Origin of the sequence: Lolliginicoccus lacisalsi (assembly GCF_014841105.1) — a bacterium.
Lineage (GTDB): Bacteria > Actinomycetota > Actinomycetes > Mycobacteriales > Mycobacteriaceae > Lolliginicoccus > Lolliginicoccus lacisalsi.
Genome location: NZ_JACYWE010000004.1, coordinates 53589 through 69796, shown reverse-complemented (window position 1 = coordinate 69796; position 16208 = coordinate 53589). Strand labels below are relative to the sequence as shown.

General features: G+C 67.0%; 15 protein-coding genes. 3 read left to right on the top strand and 12 right to left on the bottom strand.

The window, feature by feature from the left end:
• The first annotated feature begins 134 nt into the window (after positions 1-134).
• Positions 135-1193, top strand: coding sequence for an iron-containing redox enzyme family protein (locus tag HT102_RS08135; RefSeq protein ID WP_192038925.1), 1059 nt, complete (start codon positions 135-137; stop codon positions 1191-1193).
• Here HT102_RS08135 and HT102_RS08130 read toward each other — a convergent pair.
• The 8 genes from HT102_RS08130 to guaB form a co-directional block, all read right to left on the bottom strand.
• Positions 1190-1429: a CDGSH iron-sulfur domain-containing protein gene (locus HT102_RS08130; protein WP_192039118.1), complete on the bottom strand. Its 240-nt coding sequence runs from the start codon at positions 1427-1429 to the stop codon at positions 1190-1192. The two genes, HT102_RS08135 and HT102_RS08130, sit on opposite strands and share 4 nt — an antisense overlap.
• Before the next feature lie 28 nt (positions 1430-1457).
• Positions 1458-2195: a HemK2/MTQ2 family protein methyltransferase gene (locus HT102_RS08125; RefSeq protein WP_333473345.1), complete on the bottom strand. Its 738-nt coding sequence runs from the start codon at positions 2193-2195 to the stop codon at positions 1458-1460.
• 85 nt (positions 2196-2280) lie between these two features.
• Positions 2281-4338: a CocE/NonD family hydrolase gene (locus HT102_RS08120; protein WP_192038923.1), complete on the bottom strand. Its 2058-nt coding sequence runs from the start codon at positions 4336-4338 to the stop codon at positions 2281-2283.
• Positions 4322-5635, bottom strand: a complete 1314-nt coding sequence (locus HT102_RS08115; RefSeq protein WP_192038922.1) for an ATP-grasp domain-containing protein — start codon at positions 5633-5635, stop codon at positions 4322-4324. Before HT102_RS08115 ends, HT102_RS08120 begins: the two co-directional genes overlap by 17 nt.
• Positions 5636-5773: 138 nt before the next feature.
• On the bottom strand, positions 5774-6535 hold the full coding sequence (locus tag HT102_RS08110; RefSeq protein WP_192038921.1) for a SigB/SigF/SigG family RNA polymerase sigma factor: 762 nt from the start codon (positions 6533-6535) through the stop codon (positions 5774-5776).
• Positions 6528-6974, bottom strand: a complete 447-nt coding sequence (locus HT102_RS08105) for an ATP-binding protein (protein ID WP_192038920.1) — start codon at positions 6972-6974, stop codon at positions 6528-6530. Before HT102_RS08105 ends, HT102_RS08110 begins: the two co-directional genes overlap by 8 nt.
• Positions 6975-7108: 134 nt before the next feature.
• Complete coding sequence (locus HT102_RS08100) at positions 7109-8242, bottom strand: GuaB3 family IMP dehydrogenase-related protein (protein ID WP_192038919.1); 1134 nt, start codon at positions 8240-8242, stop codon at positions 7109-7111.
• Between the two features lie 105 nt (positions 8243-8347).
• Complete coding sequence (gene guaB / locus HT102_RS08095; RefSeq protein ID WP_192038918.1) at positions 8348-9880, bottom strand: IMP dehydrogenase; 1533 nt, start codon at positions 9878-9880, stop codon at positions 8348-8350.
• Between the two features lie 383 nt (positions 9881-10263).
• Here guaB and HT102_RS08090 point away from each other — a divergent pair, with 383 nt between their 5' ends.
• Positions 10264-10698 carry a DUF5319 domain-containing protein gene (locus HT102_RS08090; protein WP_192038917.1) on the top strand — a complete coding sequence of 145 codons (435 nt, stop codon included), beginning with the start codon at positions 10264-10266 and terminating at the stop codon, positions 10696-10698.
• A 160-nt stretch (positions 10699-10858) separates the two neighbouring features.
• Here HT102_RS08090 and HT102_RS08085 read toward each other — a convergent pair whose 3' ends face one another.
• The 3 genes from HT102_RS08085 to HT102_RS08075 all read right to left on the bottom strand — a co-directional run bounded on the left by HT102_RS08085 (position 10859) and on the right by HT102_RS08075 (position 13644).
• Complete coding sequence (locus HT102_RS08085; protein WP_192038916.1) at positions 10859-12091, bottom strand: anti-sigma-D factor RsdA; 1233 nt, start codon at positions 12089-12091, stop codon at positions 10859-10861.
• Complete coding sequence (locus HT102_RS08080) at positions 12084-12662, bottom strand: sigma-70 family RNA polymerase sigma factor (protein ID WP_192038915.1); 579 nt, start codon at positions 12660-12662, stop codon at positions 12084-12086. The genes HT102_RS08085 and HT102_RS08080 overlap by 8 nt, the downstream gene beginning before the upstream one ends.
• Before the next feature lie 202 nt (positions 12663-12864).
• Positions 12865-13644, bottom strand: coding sequence for a hypothetical protein (locus tag HT102_RS08075; protein WP_192038914.1), 780 nt, complete (start codon positions 13642-13644; stop codon positions 12865-12867).
• A 448-nt stretch (positions 13645-14092) separates the two neighbouring features.
• Here HT102_RS08075 and HT102_RS08070 point away from each other — a divergent pair, with 448 nt between their 5' ends.
• Positions 14093-14386: a WhiB family transcriptional regulator gene (locus HT102_RS08070; protein ID WP_192038913.1), complete on the top strand. Its 294-nt coding sequence runs from the start codon at positions 14093-14095 to the stop codon at positions 14384-14386.
• 73 nt (positions 14387-14459) lie between these two features.
• On the opposite strand, the gene groL is transcribed toward HT102_RS08070, so the two are convergent.
• Complete coding sequence (groL, locus tag HT102_RS08065) at positions 14460-16070, bottom strand: chaperonin GroEL (RefSeq protein WP_192038912.1); 1611 nt, start codon at positions 16068-16070, stop codon at positions 14460-14462.
• Between the last annotated feature and the right edge of the window lie 138 nt (positions 16071-16208).

Sequence of the window (16208 nt, the reverse complement as noted above, 5' to 3'; positions counted from 1 at the left end):
CGTGGGCGGCGCGTGACCGGATCGGTCTTCTCCGTGGTGCGGTTGCCCTGAGGGCATACCCAGACGAGCGCCGACTATTCATGGGGGCAGTCCCGCAACGTTTACCGCACGCTGCCGTGGGGAACCCTCGCGCCATGAGCTCCCGCCAGGCCTCCCCCGTCGTCGAGCACCAGCTAGCCAGCGAGCAGGGCATCCCGGGGCCATCGCTGCCCCGCCCGCGAGGACCCGTTTCCGCGGGCATCCTCGAAGCGTTGTCCCGGGAAGCGGCGGAGGTGCCGAACGATGGCCTGCGCGATCTCGCCGGGCTCGCGCGGGGCTGCGATGCGCTGGGCGAGGACGCGCAGCTCGCGCTCACCGTGTGCTACGAGCTCCACTACCAGGGGTTCGCCAATACCGATCCCGCCTGGGAGTGGCATCCGGCACTGCTCGGCGTGCGGGCCGCGCTCGAGCCGCTGTTCCTCGACGTCCTGCGCGAGCACGTGCACATCGAGGATCCCGTGCTCGCGCTCGAGGACCTCTGCGCCCCGCCCCCGAGCACCGGAACGGTGGGCACGTTCATGCGTGATTCAGGCACGTGGGCACAGATGCGCGAGCTATTCATCCATCGATCCATCTATCAGTTGAAGGAAGCCGACCCGCAAGCATGGGCGATCCCGCGCCTCACGGGCCGACCCAAGGCGGCGCTCGTGGCGGTGGAGTTCGACGAGTATGGCGGCGGGCAGCATTGGCGCATGCACTCCCGCCTCTTCGCCGATCTGATGGACGCCGCGGACCTCGACTCGCGATACCTCGCCTATCTCGATCAGGTGCCAGCGGAGACCCTGGCGACGGTGAACCTGATGTCCCTGTGCGGGTTGCATCGATCGAGGCTCGGCGCGCACGTGGGCATGTTCGCCGCAGCGGAGATCTCCAACGGCCCGGGCGCGCGCGTGATGAGGGATGCCCTCGAGCGGCTTGGCGCCCGCGAGGCCTGCGTGCACTTCTACCGCGAGCACATCGAGGCCGATGCCGTACACGAGCAACTCATGCGCACCGATGTCGTGGGCGAGCTGCTGCGGGCTCGACCGGATATGCGCGACGATGTCAGCTTCGGCATCGGGGCGAGCAGCTTCCTCGAGGAGCGCTCGTCGGCGAGGCTGCTTGGCTCGTGGGAGCACGGGCGCACGAGCCTGCGAGAGGCTGGCGAGCTCTAGCGATCGACCTGGCCGTCCCCGTCGTCCTCGCCCCGGGCGGCGCAGCTGTCCAGAGCACTGGCCCGTCGTTGCTTGCGCCTTTTCCGATGGCTCGTATCGCAGAAGGGGAAGATGCGGCTCCGGCGGCACAAGCAGAGCGCCACCATCACCCGGTGGGACTCGGCGAACGTCCCGTCCGGAAGCTCGATGCGAACCGGTCCCGGAACTAGGAGGGGTCCGTCGGCGGTGTAGCGCATGGACGGCAGGGGCTTGTCGCTTGCTGGCTTATCGCTTATCGGCTCGGACAACGACGATCTCCTCGAGGACCTGGGAGGGCGACAGGTAGCCTGCCTTGACCAGCGCGTTCCGCCGTTGCCGCATCACCGGGCCGAAGGGGATTCCCTGGCGGGCAACGACGGAAGCCACGAGGCCATTGCTGCGGAGCAGGGAAAGCGTCTCCTCGACTCCGCTGATCCCGGAGTGCACCATCAGCATCGATCCCCCAGGGCGAAGGAGCCGGTCGGCGGCGAGGCACAAGACATCGATCACGCTCCGGCCGTTCGCGCCCGCGTCCCAGTTCGGGCAGGGCCGCGCGGAGTCGCTTGCCCGCCAGGGCACGTAGGGAGGGTTGGTCAGGATGGTGTCGAACGAGCGCGCCCCGACTAGCGTCGCGAGATCGCTGTGGAGGACATCGACACGGGCCTTGAGAAGCGCAGCGTTGATCCTTGCCGACAGCACCGCTCGCACCGAGGAATCGACTGCCGTCACCGATGGGCAGCCGCTCCTAGCCGCCGTGAGCGCCAGGTACCCGGTCCCGCAGCACGCATCGAGGACCGCGCCGCGGCCAGCCAACCCGCTGCGCAGGTACTCGCGCGCGAGCAGCATGCTGTCCTCCTGCGGGCGATAGACGCCGGGCAGGCGGAACACCTTGGGTGGCCGCGCATCGAGTGCCGCGCCGTTCTCCGGCACCGTTTCCCTCGGGGGTACCTCCTGCGGGGGAACGCCTTCGATCTCAAGGGTCACCCTGCACCTCCACTGTCGCGCTTGATCGGATGGAGGATGGGATACCCCCGCTCGCGCCTCCGAAACCTTGGCCTCGCTCGGGGCGTCACACGAGATCCCGCGGGATGCGGGTGCTCCAGTTCTGCGAGTACACCCGTGAATCACCGTGCTGCTCGTCGAACTCCCAGGCATCGAGCTCCGCGGTCAGGAAGAACTCCGCGGCAGTGGACGTCATCACGGTGCGCGTGGAGACCTCGATCTGCCAATCGTCCCGCGATATGCGACGCACGGTCCTGGTCTCGCCCCGCACCGAGCCCACATCGTTCTGCACGCTGGAGAACCACTCCGTGGTGGCACGGCGCAGCACGGTATTCGTATCGTCGAGGCGGAGCTCGCCCTGGTCGTTCACGATCTCCAGGGTCGACTCCCCCGATGCCAGGTCACGGATGAGCTTCCAATGGTGCTGGGTCGGTTCCAGTCGCGTGGTCTCGAGCGGCGGCGCAGCCGTGGGCTTCCCAAATGGCCTGAGCAGATCATCCTCGGCCCGCGGTGCCCGGATTGGCAGCACCAGCTCGCTGCGCGCGGGATCAATGGATAGCGTCGCGGCCTCGGGCGGAGGCCAGGCGAGCGGCCAGTACGAGCTCGAGATCGCGAGCCTGATCCTGTGCCCCACCGGGAACGATTGCGCGACCCCGTTGAGGGGAACATCGACGACATAGCAGGTGCCCGGGACGAGCGGGCTCGGCCGCGCGCTGCTCTCGCGGTGCGCGAGGTTAAGCAGGCCGTAGGTGACCCTGGTTGCCTCGCCCGTGCGCGCGACATCCGAGATCCGGACCGCGACCATGGCGACGGGCTTGTCCGCGACCACGGCAAGCCGCAACAGCGGCATTCCCAGGATCTCGATCGGATCGGTCAGCTCGCCCGTCTCGTAGACGAGCGAGCCGCCGTCCTCCTCGCGCTGGTCCGAGGGCAGGTCGGGAGGCGCTGCATAGGATGCCCACTTGCCGGCAAACATGCCTACGCTCAGCAGGGAGTTCACGACGTGGTTGTCCCGCCCCACCGCACAGCCAATGCCCCGCTCCGCACCCCTGAGGCCGAGCAACGAGCCCTCGCCCAGCTCGAGGCGCAGCTCCTCGATGGAGCTCGACGGCCAGCCCTGCTCCGCCACCCAGCGGCCGGGCCTCTCGTCGTAGGAGGTCTGCGGCGGTACAGCATCCTGCATCCACACCCGTAGGGCTGGCTCGTCGAGCAAGCCGGTGTCCTTGCCCTTCAACCATTGATCCCACCAGCGCACCACCTCGTCGAGGAACCCGATCGCGGGCCCTGGCACGCCCGTATGCGGGTACTTGTGGCCCCACGGCCCGATCAACGCCCTGCAGGGAACCTCAAGATGCTCCAGGAGCCGGAAGATGGAGTTGGTGTATCCATCGGCCCAGCCGCCGACCGCGAACACGGGGCACTGGATCATCCCGTAGTCCTCGTTGATCGCTACGCGCTTCCAGTAGTCGTCGCGATGCTGGTGCCTGAGCCCGTTCTCGATCCACAGCCCGCTGCCGCGAAGGCGCTCGTGCCACATCTCGCGCCACTGCTCGCCCACGATCGCCGGGTCCGGCGGCAAGCTGTTGAACGCGAACATCACCGTGGCCTCGGAGAGATTGTCCGACAAGAGGCAACCGCCCATGTAGTGCATGTTGTCGAAGTAGAGATCCTCGGTGGCCGAGGCACTGATGATCGCCTTCAGCGCGGGCGGGCGCTTGGCCGCGACCTGCAGGCTGTTGAAGCCACCCCAGGAGATGCCCATCATTCCCACGTTGCCGTCGCACCAGGGCTGTCGTGCTATCCAGTCGATGACGTCGAGGGCGTCCTCGTGCTCGGTCGCCAGGTACTCGTCCCGGAGGACACCGTCCGAGTCCCCGCTGCCGCGCAGGTCCACCCGTACGCAGGCATAGCCATGCCCGGCGATGTAGGGGTGGTTCAGAGCATCGCGGCCCCGGGTCACGTCCCGCTTGCGGTAGGGGATGTACTCGAGCACCGCAGGCACGGGCGAGGCGGCAGCGTCTCGGGGCATCCAGAGTCGCGCTGCGAGCCGGGTCCCGTCGGGCAGCGGGATGAACTCGTTCTCCCGGTCCATGACCTCGTGCGGTAGCTCAGTCACGTACTCCATGGTTGTCCTCCTCCGAGGATCGCTTGATAGCGAACGGCAGGCAGTCCCGGCATTTGCGGAAGAGCCTCTCGAGCTCATCGGGATCATCGAGGCCAATGACCAGGGTGCCGAGCCGGAAGCGATATTCGTCCTGGTTCGCCATCCCGGATAGCCGGTCGCCAGGGCCCACTGCTAAGTGGAGCTTCGCGCCCGGGCAGGTCCGCGCGAGCGCCTCGAGGTCCGCGGGCCCGGGAACCCCCTCGACCACGCCATCCTCCTCCGTGGTCACGTAGAACAAGGCCGCGAAGGGGAATGGCCCGCGCCGATGCGGCATGCTGGGCTCCCTGCCGAGCGCAACATCGAGCGCCACGAGGTGATTGGGGGCTCCATCGACCTTCATGAACATCTCTGTATGAGACTGCGAGATCCGGGTATTGACCTCGACCAAGCGGAGGAGCTGCCGTTCTGGGTTCCAGAAGAACTCCGCGTTGAAGCAGCCATCCAAGAACCCCACGTGCGCGAGGAAATCGCGGGCCGCCCCGATTGCTTCCTCCTGCACCTGCGCGGGAATCCGGGCTGCGGGATAGAGGAACGAGTCGATCGAATGCGTTCCGCGCTCGACCTGCATGTCGAAGACACCATGCACCCGCATCACGTCGCCCGCCACCGACCCCTCGATCGCAAACTCCTGGCCGGTCAGCAACTCCTCCGCGAGGCATCGAAAAGCGGCAGCGTCAGTTATCCCATCCGGGATATCGACGCGTTCAAGTGCCTCGTCGAACGCCTCGGCCATGTTGCCGAGGGAGGAGCGCATCGCGGCGAGGGCCGCTTCGAGCTGCTCCTGATCGTCGATGCGGAAGCCCAGCATCGAGGAGTGCGACTTGACGGGCTTGAGCCAGAACGGATACTCAAGGCCGACCTCGCTCGCGGCGTTCTCATCCCATGGATCCACGAGCTCGAAGCGGGGGACATAAGCGGGGATGCTCGCGTGCTGCTCCACCCGGCTCCAGTACTTGTGCTCGCAGCGCAGAACGGAACCGAGGGTCGGCGACCGCAATCCGAGCTCGTTCGCCAGGATGGGCGCCAGCACGCTCGTGGGGAAATCCCAGTGCGGGATGATCCCATCGATCGGATGCTCGAATGCCGCGACCTGTTCGCGTGCTGCCTTCAACAGCGGCGCCAGCTCGATTTGCTTGGCCGCGACCAGGCGCTCATGCTCGAGCAACGGATAGAAGCGCACATCCCGATCACGCTCGATCTGTCCGAGCGCGTCGTGCTGCTCCCGTGTGATCCCCGGTACCAATACGGTGTAAGACATGGCTAGCGCTCATCTCCTCACGCGCTGGCAATGGGGCATCGAGCCCGTCGAGTGCAATGAGCGTCGGATACCCGACCCCCAGCACACCAAACCTGCGGCCCGCCCAAGCGGGCAGGGCGGCGCACCGGTGGACTCGAGCTACTCGCCGACCATTCGTGCCCGCAACTGGGCCAGGGTGCGCGCGAGCAGCCGGGACACATGCATCTGCGAGATACCGAGCTGCTCGGCGATCTGCGCCTGGGTCTTGTTGCCGAAGAAGCGCATGATGATGATGCTGCGCTCCCGAGAGGGAAGCTGGTCGAGCGCCTCCTGCAGGGCCTCATGATCCTCGAGCTGCTCGAGCGCAGCATCGACCGAGCCCAGGGTGTCAAGGACTGACCGGTCATCCTCGCCGTGGCCCTGTCCAGCATCGGCGGACTGCGCGACGAAGGCCCTGCCCGCCATCTGGCCCTGCTCGACCTGCGCGACGGTGACATCGAGTTCCGCCGCGATCTCGGCCGGAGTGGGCTCGCGGCCAAGGTCCTGAGCGAGTTCCGCGCTGGCCGAGCCGATGGCGAGATGGGTTTCCTGGAGCCGCCGGGGCACCCGCACGGCCCACCGGGTGTCACGGAAATGCCGCCGGACCTCCCCCATGATGGTGGGCACGGCGAAGGCGAGGAAATCACCGCCCACGGAGGGGTCGAAGCGATCGATCGAGTGGATCAGCCCGACGAGGGCCACCTGCTGGAGATCATCGATGGGCTCGCCCCGGTGCGCGAAGCGCCAGGAGATGTGCTCGGCGAGAGGCACGCAGTGAGCGATGATCTCCTCACGGAGCGTGATCGCCGCGTCCTCGCAATCGTTGAGCTCCCGCAACCGGGCGATACGCCGCGGGATATCCGAGTAGTCAGGATCACTCACAGGTCGGCAAGGCCTTTCGCTTCACAATCTGTACCGTCGTGGTGGGGCACTTCTCATTGCGAAGCGAATGTTTCTCAGAGACCGCATCCTGGTGCCAATCAAGGTCGTCGGCAAGAGTGCGCACCACATGCCAGCGGAAGCTGTTGCTCCTGGGCAGCGGCGCGGCAGCGCACTCCGAGGTCATGGTGACGCAGAGCTCTCCGCCATTGTCCTCGAGGGAGCAACTGACCTCTGAGCCATCGGCAGTGATCTCGATGAGGGTGGCCGCCACCTCATCCACCGCGAGCTGCACGTCGTCGATGCCGTCCGCATCGAATCCCGACGCCTGCGCCACGGACTTGACCACCTCGCGGAAGACGGGGAGGTAGTGAATATCGGCACGGATCGAAATGTCGACCGAGATTCCGCGCTGCGCGCTGCTGGTGTTTCTCGCGATCAAGGATCTCCCCCTGAAGGGTCGTCGAAAAGCTCTCCACGGCCTAGGGTACTCCGCGCCCCTCTCATCGTCCCGGACCCAGGAAACCCGGGCCCGGTCTGCCAGCTCGTCGTTCACCCCGGGGGCCTGTCGCGGGATCAGCCCCGGACCGACAGCCCGACCTTCTGGAACTCCTTCAGGTCCGAGTACCCGGCCTTGGCCATGGCCCGGCGCAATCCACCCACGATGTTGGTGGACCCGAACGGATCGTGCGAGGGGCCGTTGAGGACATTGTCGAGCGGCGCTTGCTCGTTCTTGTCGTAGAACCGGGCGATGGTCCCGCGCGGCATCGAGGGATGGGCCGCGACGGACGGCCAGTACCACCCCATGCCGGGCGCCTCCCGCGCCGCCGCGAGCAGCGATCCCAGCGAGACCGCGTCCGCGCCGCAGGCGATGGCTTTGGCGACATCGCTGGAGGAATGCAGGTCACCGTCAGCGATGACATGCACGTAGCGGCCGCCGGTCTCGTCGAGGTACTCGCGCCGGGCAGCGGCGGCATCCGCGATCGCGGTGGCCATCGGCACGCCGATACCGAGGACCTCGCGCGTCGTGGTGGCCGCCGACGCGCCGTAGCCCACGATGACGCCAGCAGCGCCAGTGCGCATCAGGTGCAGGGCAGTGCGGTGATCACTGACACCGCCAGCAACCACCGGGATGTCGAGCTCCGCGATGAACCGCTTCAGGTTCAGCGGCTCATTGGTGGACACATGCTCGGCCGAGATGATGGTGCCCTGGATGACGAGCAGGTCGATCCCGGCCTCGAGCAGCACGGGGGTGAGCCACCGGGCGTTCTGCGGGCTCACCCGGACCGCCGTGGTGACCCCGGCATCGCGGACCTGCGCGACCGCTGCGCCGAGCAAGCCCGTCTTGATGGGCGCCGCGTGCAGCTCCTGGAGCCTGCGGATCGCCTCGGTCGGATGGACCTCATCGTCAGCGAGGCCGACAACCTCCGCCAGGCGCGCATCGACGTCCGCGTGGCGGCCCCAGAGCCCTTCGGCGTTGAGCACACCGAGCCCGCCGCGCTTGCCCAGCTCGATGGCCATGCTGGGGGAGACCACAGCATCCGTCGGGTGCGCCAGGACAGGCATCTCGAACTTGTAGGCATCGAGCTGCCATGCCGTGGACACCTCCTTGGCGGACCGGGTCCGGCGGGAAGGAACAATATTGATGTCCGCGAGCTCGTAGGTACGTCGCGCGGAACGCCCCATGCCGATCTCTACGTGGTCCTGCACCCGCGTTCCCTTCTCTGCTGTGTCCCTGCTCGTTGCCCGCAATAATGGGCGCGCTGCGCCCCCATGACCGGGCCGCTGCAGGGGTGTAACGGCCCGGAGTAGGCACTAGCGAGCAGTGTAGTTCGGCGCCTCGACGGTCATGGTGATGTCATGCGGGTGGCTTTCCTTCAGGCCCGCCGCAGTGATCTGCACGAATCGCGCATCCTGCAGGTGCTCGATCGTGCCCGATCCGGTGTAGCCCATCGCGGCGCGCAATCCACCCACGAGCTGATGGATGACCGTCCCGAGCGGCCCGCGGTAGGGAACGCGCCCCTCGATGCCCTCGGGGACGAGCTTGTCCTCGGAGAGCACATCGTCCTGGAAGTAGCGGTCCTTCGAGAAGCTGCGGGCCTCCCCGGACTGGCCACGGCCCTGCATGGCGGAGAGCGAGCCCATGCCGCGGTAGCTCTTGAACTGCTTGCCGTTGATGAAGATCAGCTCGCCCGGGGATTCTGCCGTGCCAGCTAGCAACGAGCCCAGCATCGCGGTCGAGGCGCCGGCCGCGAGCGCCTTCGCGATATCACCGGAGTACTGGAGACCGCCATCGGCGATCACGGGGATACCGGCCGGGCGGCACACCGATACGGCTTCGAGGATCGCGGTGACCTGGGGCGCGCCGACGCCTGCCACCACGCGGGTCGTGCAGATCGAGCCGGGGCCAACACCAACCTTCACCGCGTCCGCGCCCGCATCCACCAGGGCCTGGGCAGCCTCGCGAGTGGCGACGTTGCCGCCGATGACGTCAACGTTCTCGCCCACTTCCTTCTTCAAGCGCGAGACCATGTCGAGCACGCGCTGGTTGTGCGCGTGCGCGGTATCGACGACGAGCACATCCACCCCGGCATCGACGAGCTGCATCGATCGTGACCAGGAGTCATCGCCCACGCCCACCGCGGCACCGACGAGCAAGCGGCCATCAGTGTCCTTGGTGGCATAGGGGTACTGCTCCGTCTTGACGAAGTCCTTCACGGTGATCAGCCCGCGCAGCTTGCCCTGCCCGTCGACGATCGGCAGCTTCTCCACCTTGTGGCGGCGCAGCAGCCCGAGCGCGGCCTCCGCGGTGACGCCTTCGCGCGCGGTGACCAGGGGCATCCGGGTCATGACATCGGCCGCCCGCTGCGACATGTCGACCTCGAACCGCATATCGCGATTCGTCACGATGCCCAGCAGCATGCCGTTGGCGTCGACCACCGGCAACCCCGAGATACGGAACCGCGCGCACTTGGCGTCGACCTCTGCAAGCGTGTCATCGGGGCCACAGGTAACCGGATCGGTCACCATCCCTGCCTCGGATCGCTTCACCGTCTCGACCTGGGCGGCCTGGGCCTCGGCGGAGAGGTTGCGATGCAGCACGCCCATCCCTCCCGCGCGGGCCATGGCGATGGCCATGCGGGCCTCGGTCACGGTATCCATCGCCGAGCTGACGAGCGGCACGTTCAACCGGATCCGCTTGGTCAGCTGGCTCGAGGTATCGACCTGGCTGGGGATGACGTCCGACGCCGCGGGCAGCAGCAGCACATCGTCATACGTGAGCCCTAGCATCGCGATCTTGCCGGGATCATCCCCGCCCGTGAAAGCACGTGGTGCAGAGCTGGTCATGCCGAGCGCCCTTCCTAATTTGCTGGTTCCCCACCGAATCCTCACAGCGTAGGCAATACGCGGCCTGGAAGCTAACCAGGTCCAGCCCCGCGGCCATGAGGGTGCCGCCAGGGCGACGGCTACGCATCAGGTCAACTCAGGGAATCCACAGCGTATTCCCAGCGCATGCACGGCCCCGGCCCATGGGATGCCTGGCAGGATGGCGATTGCCGGGCTGGGCATCCCAGCGCACACAGCCCAGCCCGGTGATCAACCCCTCAATGACCGGGAGCCCTTCCGCGGCATGCTCCGGACCGGGGATCGTCAAGTTTTTGCACCCAAAATCGTGGTTTGGCGGGCGAACCGGTGGCGAAGAGCACCCCACACTCAGTACGGTAGGACTCGTGCGCGATCATCTACCACCTGGTTTACCGCCGGATCCGTTCGCCGACGATCCGCAAGACCCTGCTTCGGCCCTCGACTCGCTCGAGCCGGGGCAGCCACTCGACCCGCACGAACGCATGGCCATCGAGGAAGACCTGCAGGACCTCGCCGTGTACGAGGCATTGCTAGCGCATCGGGGAATCCGCGGGCTCGTGGTGCTGTGCGAGGACTGCCAGCGCGATCACTTCCATGACTGGGACATGCTGCGCGCGAACCTGCTGCAGCTGCTCGAGGACGGAACCGTCCGCCCTCATGAGCCTGCCTTCGATCCAAATCCCGATGCCTACGTCACGTGGGACTACTGCCGCGGCTATGCCGATGGCGTGATGAGCGACGTTTCGCCGCAGCATCGCGGCATCTACCGTTCCTGGATCCAGGGCGGCAGCGACATGTGACCCCAGCAGGCTGCCCGGAGCGCGCGGCCCGCTGTCCATTTTGGTCCCGTGGGACTTGCTGGATGCGCCGCGCACACGATGGCGGTCCTTCTTCCACCAGCACAATAGCCAGGCCCCTGCCCGGATGAACCCGAGCAGGGGCCTGGCTATTGCTGATCAGCTAGGAACCGGGGAAGCCGGGGATCGTGATCGGCGGCCGGGGCACCTCGGTCGCCTCCCCTGGCATCTCGGTCGCCGCGTCGCTGGTCGGGTTCGTGACGTCGGCGAGCTCTTCCTTGACGTCATCGGTGACCGGTGCCGAAGCGGTGGTAGCGGACGCCCGGGGAGAGGTCGGGCGCGCGCTACTGGTGGTCGGGCTCGCGCCCGTGGTCGTGGTGGACGACCCGGTGGTCGTTGGAGCAGCTCCCGTGGTGGTGGTTGTCGGCGCAGTGCTCGTGCCGTTCTGCCCGGTCGTCGTCGCCGGCGGCTGGCTCGCACCGGTCGCCACCGGGTCGTTCGTGCCCGGGAACCACGGGAAGGACGAGAGGACCTCCGGGTCAATCGTGAAATCCGGCACTGGCAACCCAGTGGGGAGCTGTGTCGGCAGGTCAGTAGGCAGGCCTGGGATCACGACGTTAGTGGGCAGCAAATCCTCTATGGGCGCTCGCGTCACCTCGTCCGAGGTGACAACGGGAACCTCGGGGCGAGGCATATCGAGCACCTGGCCACGATCGCCCGAGTTCTGCTGGAGATCCTCGCTCAGCTGCTGGAACTTGCTGTTCAGCGTGTCCTGGTCGGACCCTTGGAGCTGACTGATCCGGGGCGCCACCTCGCTGAGGATGCGTTGCACCTGTGCCACGTCCCCCGATTCGAGCGCGCTCTCGGCCTGCTCGAGCTCATCCCACAAGCCCGCGACCATTACCGTCGTCTCGTTCGAGCCGTGGATTTGCTCGCGGAAGCCCCAGAGCGGATCTCCGGGCTGCGCGTCCTGCGACACCACGGCAAGCCCACCGAGGACCACCGCTGCGGCCGCAGCGACACCAGCGACGCTCGATAGCCACCTGCTGCGCCGATCATGGCCGCTCTGCCGGCCCGCGAGCGGGGCCACGGCTACGGGAGCGGAGGCGTGCTGGATCGCGGCCTCCACCTCATCGAGCGACGGGGCGGGCGGAAGTGGTGCCGACATGATGTCGTTCCGCCAGTCCCCGAGAAGGCTCGCGAGCATGGCGGCGTCCTCGGACGCAGCATCCTGCTCGGTGCCTTGCGCGAGCGCGTCGAGGAACGCGTCGTCCGCGAGCAATTCCCCGATGTCAGGAATCGAGGCATCCTCGCCCTGGCCAACCCCCTGCGACAGGTCCCCTGGATCGCGGCCGACGCGGTCGCCGGTCTCGCCGTCGTCATTGCGCCTAGCCATCGATTTCACCTACTCTCCCCATTGATTTCTTCAGCTTTGCCAGAGCCCGGTGCTGTGCCACGCGCACGGCACCAGCGGTACTGCCAACGATCTCCGCGGCCTCGGCGGCCGAGACCCCCTCGATGACGCGGAGGATGAGTATTTCCCGCTGCTCCGGCGAGAGAGAGTCCAGGAGCTCCTGCACCCGTCGGGAGGATTCACCGAGCAACGCGTGGTCCTCGGGCCCCTGTTCGGACGAGGCGAAATCTGGCATATCGGCTGTCGGGTCCTGCCGATTCCGCGCTGTACCGCGGTGCGCGTCCGCGACCTTGTGGGCGGCGATGCCATAGACGAACGACATGAACGGGCGCCCCTGGTCCCGATACCGGGGCAGGGCTGTCATGACGGCCATGCACACCTCCTGAGCCACATCGTCGGCGGAAACGTTCCCGCGCTCTCCCAAACCGATCCGAGCCCGGCAATAGCGGAACAACGGGGGGCGGATCGACTCCAAAACAGTCGAGAGAGCCCTCCTGTCGCCTTTGCTGGCTGCAGCGACGGCAAGCGTGAGCTCCTCATCTGTCAGTTTCATCGCATGATGAGGAGCAGGTGTTACACGCGGGTCCCGAGGGTCGCGCGCACCATCTCCAGGTGTGTCCCCACCGGGGGCCAGCTTGTGTGCTTCAGTCATACGTCGAGGTCGCGCCCTTGGGTTGCCAGCGTGTGATTGGTATCCATACGACAATACCGGCAGCCACTGACTCCGGGCTCCCGGTGAGCCAACTGCAGCCCGCTCATGCGAACCTCCCGCCTCTCCGCTCGATGGCCTGCCTGGCCGCATTGGCCCGCTCCTGCCACCATCGTGACTGCTCGGGGGACGGATCGCTTGACAACAGCATCGCCGATGCCCAGGCAAGCGGCATCAGGCCAGCGCTCGTGGCATCGCGATGGCATCGCGCGCCGATATCGAACGAGTCGCCAATGTGCCCGTCGGCACCAAGCGTGGCAGCCAGGATGAGCTCCGACTTGATCCGATGCCGCTCCGATCCTGCCTTCACCGAGGCGCTCACCGCGCCCCGCGCCACGGCGATCATGGATGCTCCTGCCCCGGTGAACAGTGCCCGCTCGGCCCGCACCCAGGAGAGCCGCACGCGCTGCCGCCACATCGTGCCGGCCGGGGCCGCGCCCAGCCGCTGCTGCACGCGACCGAGCAGGGCATCGGCCGCGCCGATCCGGAAGGAACCGAGCATGTCGGCCGCGAGCCCGGTCATCGCATCGCACCACGCCTCGTCAGCAAGCCCTGGGCGGACCGTCTCACCGCCCGCGATCAGCGCCACTTGCACGGCGGCGCCATCGCGCACCGCTGCGCGCCGGTAGTGACCGAGCTGGCGGTCGAGCGATGCCGCGGTGCTCAGCGCGAGCGATCGCAGCGCTCCCTCCCCGGCTGAAGCGGAAGCGCGCTCGATGTCCTCGAGCAGGCTCCAGGCAGCCGCGTAGGAACCACTGGCACCGAGGCTCACTGCCCGCGTCCACTCCTCGAGGCCTCCGCCGCCCGCGCGCTCGCATGGCTGCATGCCTCGCTCCTTCCCACTGGTCCCGAATGCGCCTCCAGGCCACGCCCCGGCCTTCCGTTCACGCTCCGGTTAACAAATTTTAAACTAGATGAAACTATTGCCATGGTTGAATACTCGCTGGGCCGTGTGATTTTGGTCAAAAATTTTTCATCACGCGGGCACGAGGCCGCGCAGCCATCCGTCGAGACGATGGGGAACGAATCATGCGGAACACGTTTGAACTGGGATTATACGCCACTACCGGACTGTCGCCGGACCACCCCTTGCACGGCGACCACGGTTCGCCAGCCCGCGGTACCAGCCTCGGCCACGTGGCGCGACCCAGAGGGTTGACGGCTTTTCTTTCCAGCACATAAGGTGATGCTTGATCGACCCCAAATTGTTCTCGTTGCTCCATAGGGGATTTCTTTCCGATCTTAATTCGGACATGCAGGACAAAGGAGAAGATATGCCGCAGCCCCACCAGCTCCCAGGGCCGATCATTGATCATTGGGATTGGCAGCGGCACGGCCTCTGCCGCGGGGTGGACTCGTCGGTCTTCTTCCACCCCGATGGGGAGCGCGGGCGAGCGCGCCACGAGCGCGAGCTCCGGGCCAAGGCGCTGTGCTACCGGTGCCCCGTGCTCGCGCAGTGCCGGGAGCACGCCCTGACCGTCGGCGAGCCCTACGGGATCTGGGGCGGCATGTCAGAGTCCGAGCGCCTCCATCACCTCAGGATGAAGCAATCCCGCGACATCGCCTAGAACGCACCGCTGCAACGTAAAGGGTGCCAGCACCTCGCATGGTGCTGGCACCCATTACGTGCTGTGGAGCCGATCAGTGGGCGTGGCCGTGCCCGTGATCGTCCTCGGTCTCCTCCGGCTTGTCCACCACGGCGCTCTCGGTGGTGAGGACCATCCGCGAGACGGATGCCGCGTTGATGACCGCGCTGCGGGTGACCTTGACCGGATCGATGACACCCTGCTCGACGAGATTGCCGTAGGTCAGGGTGGCGGCGTTGAAGCCCTCGCCGACCCCGAGCTCCTCGACCTTCGCGCTGACGACAGCACCATCGAGGCCCGCGTTGCGAGCGATCCAGTACAGCGGGGCACTGAGCGCCTCGCGGACGACCCGCACACCGGTTGCCTCGTCGCCCACGAGCCCGAGGTCATTGGCGAGGGCCACGCGCGCCTGGACGAGGGCACTGCCGCCGCCAGGCACGATGCCTTCCTCGACGGCAGCCTTCGCGGCATGGACAGCATCGTCGACGCGATGCTTGCGCTCGCGCAGCTCGGTCTCGGTCGCCGCGCCCACGCGGATGACAGCGATGCCTCCGGCAAGCTTGGCGAGACGCTCCTCGAGCTTCTCGCGGTCCCAGTCGGAATCCGCCTGCTCGATCTCGCGGCGGAGCTGCACCGCGCGATCGGCGATAGCCTCGTCGGAGCCCGCGCCATCAACGATGGTGGTGTTGTCCTTGGTCACCACCACGCGGCGGGCGCGGCCAAGGACGTCGAGACCGGCATCCTTGAGCGTGAGGCCTACCTCGGGGTTGATGACCTGCGCGCCGGTGACGATCGCGAGATCGTCGAGGAATGCCTTGCGGCGATCACCGAAGAACGGCGCCTTGACCGCCACAGCCTTCAGCGTCTTGCGCACCGAGTTGACCACGAGGGTCGACAGCGGCTCGCCATCGACATCCTCCGCGATGATCAGGACCGGCTTGCCGGATTCCGCGATCTTCTCGAGCAGCGGGAGGAAGTCGGGCAGCGAGCTGATCTTCTCCCGGCTAAGCAGGATCTGAACGTCTTCGAGCACGGCTTCCTGCGCCTCGACATCGGTGAGGAAGTAAGGCGACAGGTAGCCCTTGTCGAACTGCACGCCCTCGGTGACGTGGAGGTCGGTGAGCAGCGAGGAGGACTCCTCGACGGTGACGACGCCATCCACGCCAACCCGGGTCATCGCGCGCGCCACGAGATCGCCGATCTCCTCGTCGCGCGACGAGACGGTGGCGACCTGCGCGATGGCGGACTCGCCCTCGACCGGGGTCGCGACCTTGACGAGGTGCTCGGCGACGGCCTCCGCGGCCTTCGCGATGCCCTTGCCAAGGGCCATGGGCCCGGCGCCGGCAGCGACGTTGCGGATGCCGGCGCTGATGATGGCCTGCGCGAGAACGGTCGCGGTGGTGGTCCCGTCGCCGGCGACATCGTTGGTCTTGATCGCGACGGCCTTGACGAGCTGGGCGCCGAGGTTCTCGAAGGGATCCTCGAGGTCGATCTCCTTGGCGATGGTCACACCGTCGTTGGTGACCACCGGGCCGCCGAAGGCCTTGGCGAGAACGACATTGCGGCCGCGCGGCCCGAGGGTGACCTTGACGGCGTCAGCGAGCGCATCGACGCCGCGCTCGAGCGCGCGACGAGCGTCATCATGGAACTTGATCTGCTTGGACATAGTTGGTCTCAATGCTCCTCAACTGGCCGGCTGCGCGTCGGCACGATGCCCGCGCTTGCCAGCTCTTGGGAAAATGCGAAACCCCGGTGGCCAGGGCCTGACTGGCCTCGCCTCCGGGGCTCGCACAAGGGGGTCACA

What these genes read in the sequence shown, in the direction of transcription:
- HT102_RS08135 (WP_192038925.1), top strand. Translation starts at nt 135, where the DNA reads ATGAGCTCCCGCCAGGCCTCCCCCGTCGTCGAGCACCAGCTAGCCAGC.
- HT102_RS08130 (WP_192039118.1), bottom strand. Translation starts at nt 1,429, where the DNA reads ATGCGCTACACCGCCGACGGACCCCTCCTAGTTCCGGGACCGGTTCGC.
- HT102_RS08080 (WP_192038915.1), bottom strand. Translation starts at nt 12,662, where the DNA reads ATGAAACTGACAGATGAGGAGCTCACGCTTGCCGTCGCTGCAGCCAGC.
- HT102_RS08075 (WP_192038914.1), bottom strand. Translation starts at nt 13,644, where the DNA reads ATGCAGCCATGCGAGCGCGCGGGCGGCGGAGGCCTCGAGGAGTGGACG.
- HT102_RS08070 (WP_192038913.1), top strand. Translation starts at nt 14,093, where the DNA reads ATGCCGCAGCCCCACCAGCTCCCAGGGCCGATCATTGATCATTGGGAT.
- HT102_RS08085 (WP_192038916.1), bottom strand. Translation starts at nt 12,091, where the DNA reads ATGGCTAGGCGCAATGACGACGGCGAGACCGGCGACCGCGTCGGCCGC.
- HT102_RS08115 (WP_192038922.1), bottom strand. Translation starts at nt 5,635, where the DNA reads ATGTCTTACACCGTATTGGTACCGGGGATCACACGGGAGCAGCACGAC.
- groL (WP_192038912.1), bottom strand. Translation starts at nt 16,070, where the DNA reads ATGTCCAAGCAGATCAAGTTCCATGATGACGCTCGTCGCGCGCTCGAG.
- HT102_RS08120 (WP_192038923.1), bottom strand. Translation starts at nt 4,338, where the DNA reads ATGGAGTACGTGACTGAGCTACCGCACGAGGTCATGGACCGGGAGAAC.
- guaB (WP_192038918.1), bottom strand. Translation starts at nt 9,880, where the DNA reads ATGACCAGCTCTGCACCACGTGCTTTCACGGGCGGGGATGATCCCGGC.